Annotated in this window: 18 protein-coding genes; 12 read left to right on the top strand and 6 right to left on the bottom strand. The window is 61.3% G+C overall.

Going from position 1 to position 16,180, the window contains the following annotated elements:
• Window positions 1-33: 33 nt before the first annotated feature.
• Genes GSQ73_RS15725 through asnS form a run of 4 tightly spaced genes read right to left on the bottom strand, consistent with a single transcriptional unit; the run spans window position 34 to window position 3,409 of the window.
• Window positions 34-822, bottom strand: a complete 789-nt coding sequence (locus tag GSQ73_RS15725) for an SDR family oxidoreductase (RefSeq protein WP_158885655.1) — start codon at window positions 820-822, stop codon at window positions 34-36.
• Between the two features lie 16 nt (window positions 823-838).
• The gene (locus GSQ73_RS15720; protein ID WP_158885653.1) at window positions 839-1,153 is read right to left on the bottom strand and encodes a hypothetical protein; all 315 of its coding nucleotides are present in this window, start codon (window positions 1,151-1,153) and stop codon (window positions 839-841) included.
• A complete protein-coding gene (locus tag GSQ73_RS15715) occupies window positions 1,150-1,977 on the bottom strand; it encodes a MalM family protein (RefSeq protein ID WP_158885651.1) in 828 nt (275 codons plus the stop codon). The genes GSQ73_RS15720 and GSQ73_RS15715 overlap by 4 nt, the downstream gene beginning before the upstream one ends.
• 16 nt (window positions 1,978-1,993) lie before the next feature.
• On the bottom strand, window positions 1,994-3,409 hold the full coding sequence (asnS, locus tag GSQ73_RS15710) for an asparagine--tRNA ligase (RefSeq protein WP_158885649.1): 1,416 nt from the start codon (window positions 3,407-3,409) through the stop codon (window positions 1,994-1,996).
• A gap of 184 nt (window positions 3,410-3,593) precedes the next feature.
• Between asnS and GSQ73_RS15705 the strand changes: the two genes are divergently transcribed.
• The 7 genes from GSQ73_RS15705 (at window position 3,594) to radA (ending at window position 9,596) form a co-directional block, all read left to right on the top strand.
• Window positions 3,594-3,920: an iron-sulfur cluster assembly accessory protein gene (locus GSQ73_RS15705; protein ID WP_158885647.1), complete on the top strand. Its 327-nt coding sequence runs from the start codon at window positions 3,594-3,596 to the stop codon at window positions 3,918-3,920.
• Between the two features lie 201 nt (window positions 3,921-4,121).
• Window positions 4,122-4,550, top strand: coding sequence for a 30S ribosomal protein S6 (gene rpsF / locus GSQ73_RS15700; RefSeq protein WP_158885645.1), 429 nt, complete (start codon window positions 4,122-4,124; stop codon window positions 4,548-4,550).
• 14 nt (window positions 4,551-4,564) lie between these two features.
• On the top strand, window positions 4,565-4,795 hold the full coding sequence (gene rpsR / locus GSQ73_RS15695; protein WP_007081973.1) for a 30S ribosomal protein S18: 231 nt from the start codon (window positions 4,565-4,567) through the stop codon (window positions 4,793-4,795).
• A gap of 131 nt (window positions 4,796-4,926) precedes the next feature.
• Entirely contained in the window at window positions 4,927-5,376 is a 450-nt protein-coding gene (gene rplI, locus GSQ73_RS15690) for a 50S ribosomal protein L9 (protein WP_158885643.1), read from the top strand.
• 225 nt (window positions 5,377-5,601) lie between these two features.
• A complete protein-coding gene (locus tag GSQ73_RS15685; protein WP_158885642.1) occupies window positions 5,602-6,996 on the top strand; it encodes a replicative DNA helicase in 1,395 nt (464 codons plus the stop codon).
• A gap of 19 nt (window positions 6,997-7,015) precedes the next feature.
• On the top strand, window positions 7,016-8,104 hold the full coding sequence (gene alr / locus GSQ73_RS15680; RefSeq protein ID WP_158885640.1) for an alanine racemase: 1,089 nt from the start codon (window positions 7,016-7,018) through the stop codon (window positions 8,102-8,104).
• A 106-nt stretch (window positions 8,105-8,210) separates the two neighbouring features.
• Complete coding sequence (gene radA / locus GSQ73_RS15675) at window positions 8,211-9,596, top strand: DNA repair protein RadA (RefSeq protein ID WP_158885638.1); 1,386 nt, start codon at window positions 8,211-8,213, stop codon at window positions 9,594-9,596.
• Here radA and ccsA read toward each other — a convergent pair whose 3' ends face one another.
• Window positions 9,597-10,400 (bottom strand): cytochrome c biogenesis protein CcsA, encoded by an 804-nt coding sequence (ccsA, locus tag GSQ73_RS15670; protein ID WP_158885636.1) that lies wholly within the window; start codon window positions 10,398-10,400, stop codon window positions 9,597-9,599. It abuts the gene before it with no gap.
• A gap of 95 nt (window positions 10,401-10,495) precedes the next feature.
• Here ccsA and ffh point away from each other — a divergent pair, with 95 nt between their 5' ends.
• The 5 genes from ffh to rplS all read left to right on the top strand — a co-directional run bounded on the left by ffh (window position 10,496) and on the right by rplS (window position 14,029).
• Window positions 10,496-11,875 carry a signal recognition particle protein gene (gene ffh / locus GSQ73_RS15665; protein ID WP_158885634.1) on the top strand — a complete coding sequence of 460 codons (1,380 nt, stop codon included), beginning with the start codon at window positions 10,496-10,498 and terminating at the stop codon, window positions 11,873-11,875.
• Window positions 11,876-12,004: 129 nt separating this feature from the next.
• Window positions 12,005-12,259, top strand: a complete 255-nt coding sequence (gene rpsP / locus GSQ73_RS15660; protein ID WP_158885632.1) for a 30S ribosomal protein S16 — start codon at window positions 12,005-12,007, stop codon at window positions 12,257-12,259.
• A gap of 2 nt (window positions 12,260-12,261) precedes the next feature.
• On the top strand, window positions 12,262-12,777 hold the full coding sequence (gene rimM / locus GSQ73_RS15655) for a ribosome maturation factor RimM (RefSeq protein WP_158885630.1): 516 nt from the start codon (window positions 12,262-12,264) through the stop codon (window positions 12,775-12,777).
• 32 nt (window positions 12,778-12,809) lie between these two features.
• Entirely contained in the window at window positions 12,810-13,586 is a 777-nt protein-coding gene (trmD, locus tag GSQ73_RS15650) for a tRNA (guanosine(37)-N1)-methyltransferase TrmD (protein ID WP_158885627.1), read from the top strand.
• Window positions 13,587-13,615: 29 nt separating this feature from the next.
• Window positions 13,616-14,029, top strand: a complete 414-nt coding sequence (gene rplS, locus GSQ73_RS15645) for a 50S ribosomal protein L19 (RefSeq protein ID WP_158885625.1) — start codon at window positions 13,616-13,618, stop codon at window positions 14,027-14,029.
• A gap of 93 nt (window positions 14,030-14,122) precedes the next feature.
• On the opposite strand, the gene GSQ73_RS15640 is transcribed toward rplS, so the two are convergent.
• A complete protein-coding gene (locus tag GSQ73_RS15640; RefSeq protein WP_158885623.1) occupies window positions 14,123-16,165 on the bottom strand; it encodes an EAL domain-containing protein in 2,043 nt (680 codons plus the stop codon).
• Window positions 16,166-16,180 lie beyond the last annotated feature (15 nt).

Below are 16,180 nucleotides of genomic sequence, written 5' to 3'. Positions count from 1 at the left end.
AGCGTGAGGCAATTGCACTGACGTTGGCGAGGCTCAACTCAATGCACGCGTGCGGCCACCGTCCACGGCGATGCTGACGCCGTTGACGTAGCCCGCCGCAGGTGAGCAGAGGAATGCGATGACTGCGGCGATTTCACTCGCTTCGCCAAAGCGGCGAGCGGGAACCGTGGCCAGCATGTCCTTGGCGATGTCGTCTTCGCTTCGGCCACTCGCCGCGGCCTGCAAAGCCAGCAAGCCATTCAGGCGATCCGTTCGCGTGTAGCCAGGCAGCACGTTGTTGACGGTGATGCCATCGGCGGCGAGTTCGCCCGACAAGGTCTTGGCCCATGCAGCGACCGCTGCACGCACGGTGTTCGACACGCCAAGCCCTGCGATGGGTTCCTTCACGGAGGTAGAAATCACGTTGATGATTCGGCCGAAACCGCTTGCGCGCATTCCCGGCAAGACTGCCTGCACGAGCGCCTGGCCTGCGAGCAGATGCTGCCTGAAGGCGATCTCGAAGGCCGTGCTCTCCGCGGTGTGCGCCAGGCCCGCTGGCGGGCCACCGGTGTTGTTGATCAGGATATGCACCGGCTGTTTCGCAGCCAGTTCTGTGACGGTCGACTGCAAACCAGCGGTGTCCAGCATGTCGACACTGCGCCAGTCGTGCTGCTGGCCGTCGCGTTGTTGCAATGCGTTTGCGACTTCCTTGAGCGCTTCGCCGGATCGGGCGAGCAAGGTGACGCTGGCGCCGAGTTCGGCCAGTTCAATGGCCGTCGCGCGACCGATGCCCTTGGATGCGCCGCAGACCAGCGCGTGGCGTCCGCTCAACTCCAGTTGCATGGCGTCTCCTTAAATATCACCGCAGCAGAAAACGCATAGCCAATGCGCCCAGAAAACACAGCCAGCCCAGTGGAGGGCTGCAGCGCCATACGGTGCGCCAGCCGTTCAACTTTTTGTCTTCCAGCGCGGGCAGGGCGGGTGAACGGACCGCGTGTTGTAGACGCACCCAAGTACGCAGCGCGTTGCTTCGGCCTTGTTCCGGCTCCGCAATGATTTTCCACTGCTGCGGATAACGCGTTCTCATGCGCCGAGCCAGCATGAAAAGCGCGATGTACGACAACACGAAAAATACGACGCCACCGGCGAGCAGCGCGATATAGAGCGTGATCATTGCGTGCTGCTGACCGGCGTGCTGCCCTTGGATTTGTCGCTGCTCCACGGAATCGGAATGGCAGTGCGGATGGTATTAAGCAGGCCATTGCCATCGGCGGCCTTCTTGCAGATCGCACTGCCGACGGCCTTGGCATAGGTCTTGTTCATCATGCCGACCCACACCGAACCGTCGGGACCGTGCGGCACGCTGAAGCTGCCGGCGGTATTCATCTGGAGCGTTGCTGCGGTGCTGGTGGGAACCGACGCGGGCGATTGCTCCCAATAGGTCTTGCCCGCCTGTTGCGCAGCCGAGCTGTAGACCAGCAGGTAGCGGGCCTTGGCGCTGTCCACGGTAAAGCTGCCGAATGCGCCGGTGGTTTCATCGCTCCAGCCCATGTGTTCGCACAGTCCGACGTCTTCGCTGTGGATCGGCTGGAATCCGTCGTCGAGCATCACGATGGTCGGAGCGAAGAGATAACTGGTATGCAGCCAGCGGCCATTCAATTCCGATTTCAATGCGACGCGGTAGGGCACCTTGGCATTTTCAGGCAGGCGAAAAGCGACGAAATAGCTGTGCGCGCCGTTGAGGTTGGCCACCATGCTGCCGACGCCCATCACGAATTTCTGTGGCTGCCAGGGCAGCATCGTCTCGTAGGAGAAGTCGGCAAAACTGCTGCAGCATGGCGATGCGTCCTGCAATTTTTTCGCCGCCTGCTTGAGGTTGTCGCCGGAGTTTTCGCTGGGCGGCCGCAGGTTGGGAGGAATCAGAATCTTCGCCGTATGACATCCGCCGAGCAGCACGGCGAAAGCAAGCAGGGCGATGGTGAGGAAACGATGTGACATTGGCAGGTTTGAATACTCAGAATTCGGCCGTGCCGGCGGCACGCGGATAGGGAATGGCATCGCGGATGTTTGCGAGACCGCAGACGTAGACCAGCAGACGCTCGAAGCCGAGTCCGAAGCCGGCGTGCGGCACCGTGCCGTAACGGCGCAAGTCGCGGTACCAGCCGTACGTTTCGACGTCCAGGCCGAACTGCGCCATGCGCCGGTCGAGGTAATCCAGCCGTTCTTCGCGCTGCGCGCCACCGATGATTTCGCCAATGCCCGGCGCAAGCACGTCCATGGCGGCGACGGTCTTTTCGTCATCGTTCAAGCGCATGTAGAACGCCTTGATTTTCTCGGGGTAATTCATTACGACCACGGGACGGCCAATATGTTTCTCGGCCAGGTAACGCTCGTGCTCGGTTTGCAGATCGATGCCCCAGGCGACCGGGTATTCGAACTTCTGCCCGGACTTCTGCAGTATCGCGATGGCATCAGTATAGTCGATCCGCTCGAACGGTTTGGCAATAAAAGCTTCTAGACGGCTGATTGCATCCGGCGTTACGCGTTCGGCGAAGAACGCCATGTCGTCGGCGCGCTCGTCCAGCACGGCTTTGAAGATTGCCTTCAGGAACGCTTCGGCGCAGTCGGCATCGGCAGCAAGATCCGCAAAGGCGATTTCCGGTTCGACCATCCAGAACTCGGCGAGGTGACGTGGCGTGTTGGAATTTTCTGCACGGAATGTCGGGCCGAACGTGTAGACCTTGCTCATCGCCAGGCAATACGCCTCGACATTGAGCTGGCCCGAAACAGTGAGGAATGCCTCACGACCGAAGAAATCCTTGCGGAAGTCGATCTTGCCTTTGTCGTCGCGCGGCAGGTTGGCCAAGTCCAGCGTGGACAGGCGAAACATGTCGCCGGCGCCTTCCGCATCGGAAGTCGTGATGATCGGCGTGTTGATCCAGAAGAAACCCTGTTCGGTGAGGTGGCGATGGATCGCCGTCATCATCGTGTGCCGCACACGCGTCACCGCGCCGAAGAGGTTGGTGCGCGGACGCAGATGAGCGACTTCGCGCAGGAACTCCATCGTGTGTGGCTTGGGCTGGATCGGGTAGGTCAGCGGATCGTCCACGAAGCCCGTGACCTCGACCGTTTCGGCCTGGATTTCGAAACGCTGCCCCTTGCCCTGCGAGGCAACCAGTGTGCCGGTGACAATCAGGCCTGCACCGGTGGTGAGGTGCTTCACCTCGCTTTCGAAGTTGGCCACCTTGTCAGTGACCACCGCCTGGATCGGATCGAAGCACGAGCCATCGGTTACGTTGACGAAGGACAGGCCGCCCTTGGAATCACGAATCGTGCGTACCCAACCGCGCACGGTGACTGCGCTGTTAGCCTCGATGGAGCCGGACAAGGCTTGTTTCACGCTGCAAATCGTCGGGCTAACCACGGCCATGGATTGAAACTCCCTGCTGGATGCCGCATATCGGCTGGGTCGCGGAGCGACCGCCTCGTATCGGCGTGTGTAATGAAGACGGGCGCACGCGGCGCGCAAGAGCACCATGATAATGTAGCTATCGCCCGGCCCGCGACTACGCAGGCAGGTATCTGCACCCAACACTTCGCAAGCACTCATCGCTATGACCATCACCATTACGCCAGCCGCCAGCGAACGCATGCGCCACTTCCTGTCCGTCACGCCGACGGCGGCGGGCGTGCGGTTTGGCGTGAAGCGCACTGGCTGCTCGGGTTTCGCTTATGTAGTGGATCTGGCTGATGCGATAGGCAAGGGCGATCAGCTTGTGGAAATTGATGGCCTGCCGCTGATCGTCAACGACAAGAGCCTGGCTCTGGTAGAGGGCACCGTGATCGATTTTCAGCGCCAGGGACTCAACGCCAGCTTTGTCTTTCATAACCCGAATGCGACCGGCGAGTGTGGCTGCGGCGAGAGTTTTACCGTCGGCTGAGTGTCATTCCGGTTTGAAATCGCCACGCTGGCGGCCCCGAAGGTTCGACGCCTTTCACATCAATAGCTTGCGCCCAGCTTGTGCCGCCGCTTACAATTCCGCTTCTGTCCGCGCCCGTTTGGGCGTCGACGGTACTTGCCTCACCGCAACGGCGGGAGGCTGCGAGGCCGCGAGGCCGCATCCACAAGGAGTTACCTAACGATGACGCTGCGTCATTACGAAGTCGTGTTTCTGGTCCACCCTGACCAGAGCGAGCAGGTTCCCGCCATGATCGAGCGCTACAAAGCGCTGATCGAGACGGATGGCGGCAAGATCCACCGTCTGGAAGACTGGGGCCGTCGTCAGCTGGCCTATCCGATCGTGAACCTGGCCAAGGCACATTACGTGCTGATCAACATCGAAGTCAGCCAGAACGCGCTGAACGAGTTGGAGTCGGGTTTCCGCTTCAACGACGCCGTGCTGCGCCACCTGGTGGTGCGTCGCGACGAAGCCGATTCCGAGCCGTCCTTCATCCTGAAGAGCAAGGAAAAGGATGATGCCAAGACCTCGCGTCGCCGCGACGACGACGATGGCGAAAGCGAAGGCCGCGGTCGTGACCGCGACGACGACAACGATCGCGACAGCGACTGATAGGAATCCAGACCATGTCCAAATTTTTCCGCCGCCGCAAGTTCTGCCGCTTCACCGCCGAAGACGTGAAAGAGATCGACTACAAGGATCTCAACACGCTGCGTCAGTACGTCACCGAGAACGGCAAGATCGTGCCGAGCCGCATCACCGGTACCAAGGCGCGCTACCAGCGTCAGCTAGCCACCGCGATCAAGCGCGCACGCTTCCTCTCGCTGCTGCCGTACACCGACAACCACGACGTCTGATCGTGGCCAGCCGCAGCCTTCGGGCAGCGGCTGGTTGTTGCGCCCGATATCGTCGGGCGCAATTCGGATAACCTTCGGACAACCGTCCTGGCTGCGTCGGGCCACACCGGCGCTAACGAAAAGGAACCATCATGGAACTCATTCTCCTGCAGAAAGTCCGCGGCCTCGGCACGCTCGGCGACAAGGTCGTCGTGAAGCCCGGCTACGGTCGTAATTTCCTCCTGCCGCAGGGCAAGGCCGTTCGCGTCAATGCCGCGAATCTGGCTGCGTTCGAACAGCGTCGCGCCGAATACGAAGCCAAGGCCAACTCCGCCCTGGCCGATGCCGAAGCACGCAAGACCAAGTTGGCCGATGCGTCGGTGACGATCTCCGCTCACGCCAGCGCCGAGGGCAAGCTGTTCGGTTCGGTTGGTCCGCGCGATATCGCCGAGGCTCTGGCGGCGGCAGGTCATACCGTCAACAAGGGTGAAGTGATTCTGGGCGAAGGCCCGCTTCGCAACACCGGCGAGTATGACGTTGCGCTGCATCTGCATGCCGACGTGCACACCACGGTGAAGGTGATCGTGGTCGGCGACAACTAAGTCGTCGCCGCAAACCAAAGTACGGAACGGGCGCCTTCGGGCGCCCGTTTTCTTTGCGAATATCCATTTCGCAAAGCGCATCTGTGCCCGTTCTGTCCACAGCAACCCACAGGTTATCCACAGAGTTATTGTCTCGGCTGATGAGATGACGCCGCGTATGATGCTTGTCGGTGTGACTGACGCCGACGCATCGGTGCGTTGCCTGTCGTCCCGTGAGGTAAATCGATGTCCTTCGTGCCAGAACGCAAATCCTCCTCGCCTGCCATCGAAGCCTTGCGCGTGCCGCCGCATTCCATCGATGGCGAACAGGCGGTGCTTGGTGGACTGATGCTCGCGCCGGACGCGCTGGATAAAGTGGCCGACAAGCTGGCCGAACAGGATTTCTACCGCAAGGATCATCGACTGATCTGGCGTGCGATCAACGAGCTGGCCAACAAGGGCATGCCGTGTGATGCGGTGACATTGGGCGACTGGTTCGAAAGCAACGGCCTGGCCGAGATGGTCGGCGGCGCGGGCTATCTCATCGAGCTTGCCAACAGCACGCCGAGTGCCGCGAACATCACGGCCTACGCGGAAATCGTTCGCGAGAAATCGGTGATGCGCCAGCTGATCGACGCTGGTACATCGATCACGGAGGACGGCTACCGTCCCGAAGGTCGCAGCGTCCAGGAAGTGCTGGAGAACGCCGAGCAACGAGTGTTTCACATCGCTGAATCCGGCGCGCGCGGCAAGAAGGATTCCGTCTCGATGCGCGAGGCAGTGAAGGATGCGTTCCGCTTGCTCACCGAACGCTACGAGAATCGCGGTCAGCTCACCGGCGTGACCACCGGCTTCAACGATCTGGACAACCTCACGTCCGGTCTGCAGCCATCGGACCTGATCATCGTCGCGGCACGCCCGTCGATGGGTAAAACCGCTTTCGCGCTGAATATTGCCGAGACCGCAGCGATCCGCGGCAAGAAAGCGGTCGTTGTGTTTTCGATGGAAATGTCTGCGTCGCAGTTGGCTTTCCGTCTGATTTCGTCGGTAGGTCGCATCCATCAGCAGCATCTGCGCAACGGCGACCTGCAAGAAGAAGACTGGCCGCGCGTCTCCAACGCCATCCAGATCCTGTCCGATGCCAAGATCTTCATCGACGACACGCCGAGTTTGTCACCGGTGGAATTGCGCTCGCGCTCGCGTCGGCTGCATCGCGAACACGGTGGACTGGGCCTGATCGTGATCGATTACCTGCAACTGATGCAGGTGCCCGGCAACAAGGAGAACCGCGCCACCGAAATTTCAGAAATTTCGCGTTCACTCAAAGGCCTTGCCAAGGAGTTGAACGTGCCGGTGATCGCTCTCTCGCAGTTGAACCGCTCGCTGGAACAACGCGCGGACAAGCGCCCGATGATGTCCGACCTGCGCGAGTCCGGCGCCATCGAGCAGGATGCCGACGTGATCATGTTCATCTACCGCGACGAGTACTACAACAAGGAGTCGCCGGACAAGGGCATGGCCGAAATCATCATCGGCAAGCAGCGAAACGGCCCGACCGACACCTGCAAGCTGACCTTCCTCGGCCACTACACCAAGTTCGAGAACTACGCGCCGGATTCGTTCGTCGGCTCGTTCGATTGATCCGGCATTTTCGCTCACGATGAGCCGCACCACCGTCGCCACCATCCATCTGGGCGCACTGCGTCACAACCTCGCACGCATCAAGGCGATGGTCGCGCCAGCGAAGGTGATGGCGGTGGTAAAGGCCGATGCGTACGGCCACGGGCTTGAGCGCGTTGCGCGTGCACTCGACGACGATGCCGATGCATTCGCCGTGGCCGCGCTCGGTGACGGATTGCGTCTGCGAGCTGCGGGACATCGCCAGCGCATCGTGGTGCTTTCCGGCCCCGATAGTGCAAACGACATCAACGAGATGCAGCGCCTGCACCTCGACGCCACCGTTCATCATGAGTCGCAGTTGCAGTGGCTCGCGCAGGCGTCGCCCGCACGCGGTCGACTGCGGGTGTGGCTGAAAATCGACAGCGGCATGCATCGACTGGGTTTCGCGCCGGAGTTTGTGGCCGATGTGCACGCGCGGTTGACCGCGATGGCCGGCATCGATCCCGACATCGGTTTGATGACACACTTCTCCGATTCCGAAGTGTTCGACGACCAACAAACGCCCGCGCAGATCGCGCGTTTTTCAGAAGCCACGCGCATGTTTACCGGGCCGCGTTCGCTGTCCAATTCCGCCGCGGTGATTGGCTGGCCGGAAGCGCGCGGTGACTGGGTACGCACGGGCGGATTGCTTTACGGGTTGTCGGTCGTCGACGGTAAGAGTGGTGCCGATTTCGGTTTTCGTCCTGCCATGACGCTTAGCACGCAACTGATCGCGATAAACCGCATACGACGCGGCGAAAGCATCGGCTACAACGGCATCTGGACCTGCCCGGAGCACATGGACGTGGGCGTCGCCGCCGTCGGTTACGGCGACGGTTATCCGCGCAGCGCAGTCGCAGGCACGCCTGTACTGGTGGGCGAACGTCGCGTGCCGTTGATCGGTCGTGTGTCGATGGACCTGATCACCGTCGACCTTCGTGGCGTACCGACGGCGAAAGTTGGTGATCGCGTCACGTTGTGGGGTGATGGATTACCGGCGGAAATCGTCGCTACACAATCAGGCACCATTTCCTACGACCTCACCTGCGGCATGACCCGACGCGTGCTGTTTGTCGAGGACGACGGGTGAAGCATCGTCGCGGGTTTCGCCGACGTCAGATGGCGATGCTCCGCGTCTCGCGATCTGCGATGTCGTCCAGCTAAGCTCGTCCACATTCGCGTCCCAGAGAACCCGCATGGCCAAAGCCAAGACCGCCTATGTCTGCACCGATTGCGGTGCCGAGCACAACAAGTGGCAGGGGCAATGCATCGAATGCGGGGTGTGGAATACGCTCAGTGCCATCGTGTTGACGGACTCGTCCGCCGCCAAATCATCGGTCGGCGCGCAGCGATCCAGCTACGCGGGCCATGCGGCGGGATCGGCTCGCATCACGCCGCTGACGGCGGTGGCACTGACTGCCGAAGCACGTACGCATACCGGTATCGGCGAACTCGATCGCGTACTCGGCGGCGGATTGGTGCAGGGTTCGGTGGTGTTGATCGGCGGCGATCCGGGCATAGGGAAATCGACGTTGCTGTTGCAGATGCTTGGCACGCTTGGAGCGCATCTGCCCAGTGTGTACGTCACCGGCGAGGAATCACTGTCGCAAGTCGCTTCGCGCGCGCAGCGCCTCGGCTTGCCGCTGGAACCCCTGCAGGCCTTGGCGGAAACCTGCATCGAACGGATTCTCGATCAGGCGATGGCAACGCGACCGCGCGTACTGGTGATCGACTCGATCCAGACGATCTGGACCGAACTGCTCACTGCGGCACCGGGTTCGGTGAGCCAGGTGCGCGAATCGGCCGCGAAGCTCACGCGGTTCGCCAAGGAAACCGGCACGTCGGTATTTCTGGTCGGGCACGTGACCAAGGAGGGCGGCATCGCCGGTCCGCGCGTGCTCGAGCACATGGTCGACGCCGTGCTTTATTTTGAAGGCGAATCGGGCAGCCGATTCCGGGTGTTGCGCGCGTTCAAGAATCGCTTCGGCGCGGTCAACGAACTGGGCGTGTTCGCGATGTCCGACAAGGGCCTGCGCGAAGTGCCGAACCCTTCGGCGATTTTCCTGTCGGCGCACACCGGGCCGACATCGGGCAGCGTGGTGATGGTGACGCGCGAGGGCACGCGCCCGTTACTCGTCGAGGTGCAGGCGCTGGTGGATCAATCGTCGCTGGGCAACCCGCGGCGGGTGACCATCGGGCTGGAGCAAAATCGTCTAGCGATGCTGCTGGCCGTGCTGCATCGGCATGGCGGTGTGGCCGCTTACGACCAAGACGTATTCGTCAACGTGGTCGGCGGCATTCGCGTGCAGGAAACCGCGGCAGATCTGCCGGTGCTGCTCGCGGTGCTGTCGAGCTTGCGCGATCGGCCGTTGGCCGAGCAGACCGTCGCGTTTGGCGAAGTGGGGTTGTCTGGCGAAATTCGCCCGGTACCGAATGGCGAGGAACGCTTGAAAGAAGCGGCGACGCATGGATTCAAGCGCGCGATCGTGCCGCGGGCGAATGCGCCGAAAAAGGGAAAAGTCGGCGACATGGAAGTGATCGGTGTGGAGCGGTTGTCCGAAGCGATAGATGCCTGTCGCTGATCAGCTGTCGATGCCGCGATGCAGGATCAGTTCGAGCACGAACTTGGAGCCGAAGAAAGCCAGCAGCAAGACAGCCATGCCGATCAGCGTGAGATTCACCGCGCGCTGACCGCGCCAGCCATGCCGCCAGCGGCCGTAAAGCAGCACACCGAAGACCAGCCACGCCACGATCGACAGAATCGTCTTGTGCGCAAGATGCTGGCTGAAAAGATCGTCGACGAACAACGCACCGGTGATCAGCGTCAACGTCAGCAGCAGGAAGCCCGCGGCGATCAGTCGAAACAACAGTGTTTCGGTAAGCGTCAATGGCGGCAGCGCGCGAAGCCAAGGCCCGAACTGTCGATGGCGCAGCGCGCGTTCCTGCACCGCCAGTAGGATAGCCAGCACGGTGGCGATCGACAGTACGCTGAAAGAGATAAGTGCCACGGTGACGTGCAGCTTGATCTGCCAGTCCATCGCGTGCGGCACCGTAGGCGGCGCCAGGAAACTGTCGACCAGAACCAGTAAGGCCGTAAGCGGAAACACGATGACACCCAACGCTGCCACTGGCCGAGAGAGATTCACTAGCAAGGTAAGCGTGGATACGACGAAGGCGACCAGCGACAGCGCGGCAAAGAAATGCAGGTCCAGCGCGCCGCGATGCGTTCCGAGCAGAATGCTCGCGTGCATCAGTACTGCCAGCCCTGCTACGCCGAGCGCCGCCTGATTCCAATGCGTGCCGCGACCCAGCATCGGGCGCGCCAGCCAGCCTGCGGCAGCGAGATAAAACAGTATGGCTAGCGCGGCGAGGACGTGGATGATCATGGCCGGGCAGTGTCGCACAGGCCTTTGAGGCATGCATGCGAGGCGCTGCGGCCTGTCCGCTATAATCGACGACTTTCCAGTATGCCGGTCACGCCATGTTCGAGTCGCTCAGCCAACGCCTTTCCGTCACCGTCAACCGTCTGCGCGGACGCGGCCGGCTGACCGAGGAAAACATCCGCGAGTCGTTGCGCGAGGTTCGCATCGCGTTGCTTGAGGCAGACGTCGCGCTGCCGGTGGTGCAGGCGCTAATCCAGCGCATCAAGGTGCGCGCTGTCGGTCAGGACGTATTAAAGAGTCTCAGCCCTGGTCAGGCGCTGGTGAAAGTCGTCAGCGACGAACTGACCACTGTGATGGGCACGGCCAATACCGAGTTGAACCTTGCGCAGCAACCGCCGGCGGTGGTTCTCATGGCAGGCCTGCAGGGCGCTGGCAAGACCACGACGGTTGCGAAACTTGCGCGGTTGTTGACCGAACGCAAAAAGAAAAAAGTGATGGTGGTGAGCTGCGACGTCTATCGTCCTGCCGCGATCGAGCAACTGCGCACGCTGGCTGAGCAGGTGGGCGTGAAATTCTTTCCGTCCGATGCAAGCCAGAGTCCCGTCGATATCGCGAAGGCCGCCATCGCGGCGGCGCGGCGCGAAGTGATCGATGTGTTGCTAATCGATACCGCCGGTCGCCTGCACGTGGACGAAACCATGATGTCGGAGATCAAGGCGCTGCACGCTGCGGTCAATCCGATCGAAACACTGTTCGTGGTGGACGCGATGACCGGCCAGGACGCCGCCAATACCGCGAAGGCTTTCAGCGAAGCGTTGCCGCTGACTGGTGTGATCCTGACCAAGACCGATGGCGATGCACGCGGTGGCGCGGCGTTGTCCGTGCGTTACGTGACGGGTCGTCCGATCAAGTTCCTCGGCGCTGGCGAGAAGACCGACGCGCTGGAGCCGTTCCATCCGGACCGCGTCGCGCAACGTATCCTCGGCATGGGCGACGTGCTGTCGCTGGTCGAGGAAGTCGAGCGCAAGGTCGATCAGGAAAAAGCGCAGAAGCTCGCCCAGAAGGTGATGAAGGGCAAGCGCTTCGACCTCAACGACATGAAGGACCAGTTGGAGCAGATGGGCAACATGGGTGGTCTTGCCGGCTTGATGGACAAGCTTCCCGGCGTCTCGAACCTGCCTGACAGCGTCAAGTCCAAGGTCAACGACGGCGAGATGAAACGGATGATCGCGATCATCAGCTCGATGACCAAGAAGGAACGTCGCCATCCGGATCTTCTGAACGGCTCGCGGCGCGCTCGCGTGGCACGCGGCTCGGGCACGCAGCCGGCAGATGTCAATCGCCTGCTCAAGCAATACATGCAGATGGAAAAGATGATGTCCAAGCTCTCCAAGGGCGGCACCAAGGGCCTGATGCGTCAGATGCGAGGTGCCATGAAGGGCATGGGCGGCATGGGTGGCTTGCCCCCCATGCGCTGAAAAGGACTCTTCTGCGCATCACCGGCGCATAAGGCCTTTCTTTTTCTCCCTTTTCCGCTAAAATGCCTCGTTTACCGCGCACGTCTTCTCGTGTGCCTGCCGACTATCCGGCATTTCTGGAGCTTTACCATGGTCAAGATTCGTCTTTCGCGCGGTGGCGCCAAGGGCCGTCCGTTCTACCACGTTGTCGTGACTGATCAGCGCAGCAAGCGCGACGGCCGCAACATCGAGAACGTTGGTTATTACAACCCGGTTGCCGCTGGCAAGGACAAGCGTCTCGAGTTGAATGTCGAGCGCGTCAAGGAGTGGGTGAGCAAGGGTGCGCAGCTGACCGACAAGGTCGCGGCACTGGTCAAGGAAGCCGGCAAGCAGCAGGCAGCCTGAGCATGGCGCAAGCCGGTCGACGCGTCCTGATCGGACGCATCGTCGGGCTTTACGGTGTGCAGGGCTGGCTCAAGATCGAATCCTGGGCCGAGCCACGCATGCGGATCTTCGATTACCAACCTTGGCTGCTTAGCGCAGCGCCGGGTAAGGAAATGGAGATCACAGGCGCCAAGGGTCGTCAGCAGGGCAAGGGCATGGTGGCTCAGTTGCCTGGAGTGGACGATCGGGAACAGGCAGCGGCATTGATCGGCAGCGACATCCATGTCGATCGCGAGCAACTGCCACCGCCCGGAAAAGATGAGTATTACTGGGTCGATCTCGAAGGCATCGAGGTTGTCACCACGGAAAACGTGGAGCTGGGGCGGGTTAGTCACCTGTTCGCCACTGGCGCCAACGATGTCGTGGTAGTGAGGGATGGCGAGCGCGAGCGGCTGATTCCTTTCATCCAGGGTTCGTACGTGCGTTCGGTGGATCTGTCCGCAAAACGCATGGTGGTGGACTGGGATCCTGAATTCTGACATCGCCGCTTCAAGGCACAGGGTTGAGGATCATGCGCATCGATGTCGTCACTTTGTTCCCGGACTTCGTGCGGCAAAGCGCGTCGGTGGGTGTCGTGGGACGCGCGCAGCAACGCGAGTTGCTGCAGGTGGAAACTTGGAACCCGCGCGACTACACCAGCGACAGGCACCGCACCGTGGACAGCAGCTCGTATGGCGGCGGTCCCGGTATGGTGATGATGATCGAACCGCTGCGCGCGACCTTGATGGCCATGCGCGGCGCCGCACCGGAACCGGTGCATCTGATTTATCTCAGCCCGCAGGGATCGCGGCTGACGCAGGGCAGGGTTGAAGCGCTGGCGAAGCTGCCGCGCATCGCCATGCTTTGCGGGCGTTACGAAGGTGTGGACGAGCGTCTTCTGGCGCACGAGGTCGACGAAGAGCTGTCTATCGGCGACTATGTGCTTTCAGGTGGCGAATTGGCCGCTGCGGTGATCATCGACGCAGTGGGCCGGTTGCAGGATGGCGCGTTGAACGACGCGCAGTCGGCCGAGCAGGATTCATTCTCGGATGGTCTGCTGGATTGTCCGCACTATACGAAACCGGTGCATGATGCACTGGGTTCGGTACCGGAGGTTCTGCTATCCGGTGACCATGCGGCGATTGCCCGCTGGCGCCTGAAGCAATCCCTCGGACGGACCTGGTTGCGACGTCCCGATTTGCTGTCGCAGCATGCGCTGGATGTTGAATCCCGTGCATTGCTGGATGAATTTCGCCGCGAACATGTTCGATCTGGACAGGCGCGGTCCAACGAAACGGTCGATGACTGACCGGCTATTGAAATTACACAGGTGTTGCCATGAACAAGATCATTGAACAGTTCGAAGCCGAGCAGATCACCCGCCAGTTGCCGGAGTTCGGCCCTGGCGACACCATCGTGGTGAACGTCAAGGTGAAGGAAGGCAATCGCGAGCGCGTGCAGGCATTCGAGGGCATCGTCATCGCCCGTCGCAGCCGCGGCCTGCATTCGGCCTTCACCGTGCGCAAGATGTCGCACGGCACCGGCGTGGAGCGTGTATTTCAGGCGCACAGCCAGGCGATCGATTCGATCACCGTGAAGCGCAAGGGCAAGGTCCGCGGTGCCAAGCTGTATTACCTGCGTGGTCTGGAAGGCAAAGCTGCACGCATCAAGGAAGACGTGGCCGCCGCCGCTGCTGCCAAGGCTGCGAACAAGGCCGCTGCTGCCGCTGCATCTGCTGCCGCCGCCGAATAATCCGGCGACCTGGTTGCACGAAAAAGCCCGCGGAATACTCCGCGGGCTTTTTCATTTCCAATCCATCCAGATTGCCGACGAGGGGACGCCCGTTTATTGCAACCGCTGCGGTTCCTGCAGGAAGTTGCCCTGCACGAAGTCGACGCCGCAGGCGAACAACAGTGACGTGCTTGTGGCGTCCTCCACCCATTCGGCGATCGTCTGGCGTTTCAGCTCGCGTGCCTGCTGACAAAGTTCGGCCACCTTTTTCTGGTTCTCCGGATGCTGTGGCAGCTCGGCCATGTAGCTGCGGTCAATCTTGAGATAGTCCGCGTCCACGTGGGTGAGCAACTGGAACGAGTTGAGGCCGGAACCGAATTGCTCCAGCGCGAACTGGCCGCCGAGCTTCTTCCAGCCGACCACGAACTCCTGCGCGGGGCGCAGCAAGGTCATCACCTTGCTCTCGGTCATTTCCAGCACGATGCGTCCCTGTTTCAGCTCGGCCTTCCTCAGTCGCGCTTCAAGCCACGACAGCAAAGTCTCGTCCTGCAATGACGCGGTGGTGAGCTTGACGAAGAAGGTGGTTTGCAACCCCTGGCGCTCGCGCGTTTCGAGCGTCTTGATGGTCTGCTCGAGCACCCAGCGATCGATCGCGGTGTTGAGGTTGTGCTTTTCGGCGATAGGCATGAAGAAGCCTGGCAACACTTCGCCCTGCGGGCCATTCATGCGCAGCAGGATTTCCGAATAGTCGCCCTCGGCATCCTGCAGGCTGACCGTATGCTGGTGGTAAAGCACCAGCCCGTCGCTCGCCAGCGCCTGTTGCAGAAGATCGAGCCAGTAACGGTCGCGCTCGTCATCGGCTTTTTCGCGTGCTGCGGGGTCATGCAGTTCGATCTGATTGCCGCCGAGGCTTTGCGCCGTGCGCAGCGCCTGGCTCGCCTGATTGAGCAGCTGTTCCGTGTTGGCGTTTTTCTCACCCAGCAAGCTGCCGCCGATACTGGCGGTGACCGCGATCGAACTTGCGCCCGCGTCGAAGATGCCGTTGTTGATGGCGTGCTGCAGTTTGCTGATCCATTCCCTGACCGCATCGTCCTGGCGCGAATCCAGTGCGACGCCCAGCGTATGTTCTGCCAGCATGCCCGCCACATCGTCGGGCCCGAGCAGCATGCGGATGCGATCGGCGAAGTTCGCCAGCAATTCGTCGGCCTTGCCCAGACCAATGCTGGTCACGATCGACGCCCAGTTGTCGGGTTCGACCAGCAACAGCGACTGGCCCTTCTTTCCGTTGGCGGCTGCGGTCACCGCATCATCGATGCTGGTCAGCATGCGGGCACGATTGAACAAGCCCGTAACCGGGTCGCGTTGCAGTTGTTCAAGCACAGCCTGATCGACCATCTGCCGGCGGAAAACGATCTGCAGGCAGCGTTCGCCTTCGAACGTGGCCGACGCGAACTCCACCGTCGCATCGAAACGGCTGTCATCGGCGCGACGCGCGCGCAACGGGAGTTGTGCGGGAGATTTACCGCCACGCGCCTGCTCGCGCAACAGCGCCTTCAATTCATCCGCATTGGCCGAATCGATCAGGTCGAGCACCGGCATGCCGAGCAGGTCATCGAAGCTCTCGTAGCCGAAGGTGTCCAGATAGGCCTGATTGGCGCGGACATGCATGCCTTCGTGCACGTAAGCGATCGCATCGGTGGATGAATCAAGCAACGCGTCGCAGCGACGTTCCGATTCGCGCAACGCCGTTTCCAGCCAGCGAACTCGGCGTCGAGTTTGCAACGCGTCGAATTCGCGTTGCAGCACGGCGACCAGTTGTTTGGGCTGGCTGCGTGCAGCCACGCCGCGCGCGCCGGCGATGAAAAGGTCTGCGATGGTCTGGTTATCCATCGTCGTGACCAGGCCCAGCAGCGCGTAGTCACGGCCATGCGCATCGAGAAGCTGCACCACGTCGGGCAAGGCGAGCGTGGTGATGGCCGGATCGAACATCACGATGTCCGGCTCCAGCTCGTTTACCGCAGTCTGCAATTGCTCGTCGTTGGTGGCGCGAGCCGGTCGCACGGCGATTCCGGTATTGCGCAACAGGCTGATGATCTGTTCGGCCTCTTCGAGCGAGCTTTCGATGAAGAGGATCTTGATGACGTAGTCATTTTTCATGGGGCGCAGAGCTGT

It is taken from the genome of Rhodanobacter sp. L36, assembly GCF_009765755.1.
Classification (GTDB): domain Bacteria; phylum Pseudomonadota; class Gammaproteobacteria; order Xanthomonadales; family Rhodanobacteraceae; genus Rhodanobacter.
The sequence above is the reverse complement of the archived record's forward strand: the minus strand, read 5'-3'. Positions and strand labels throughout refer to the sequence as shown.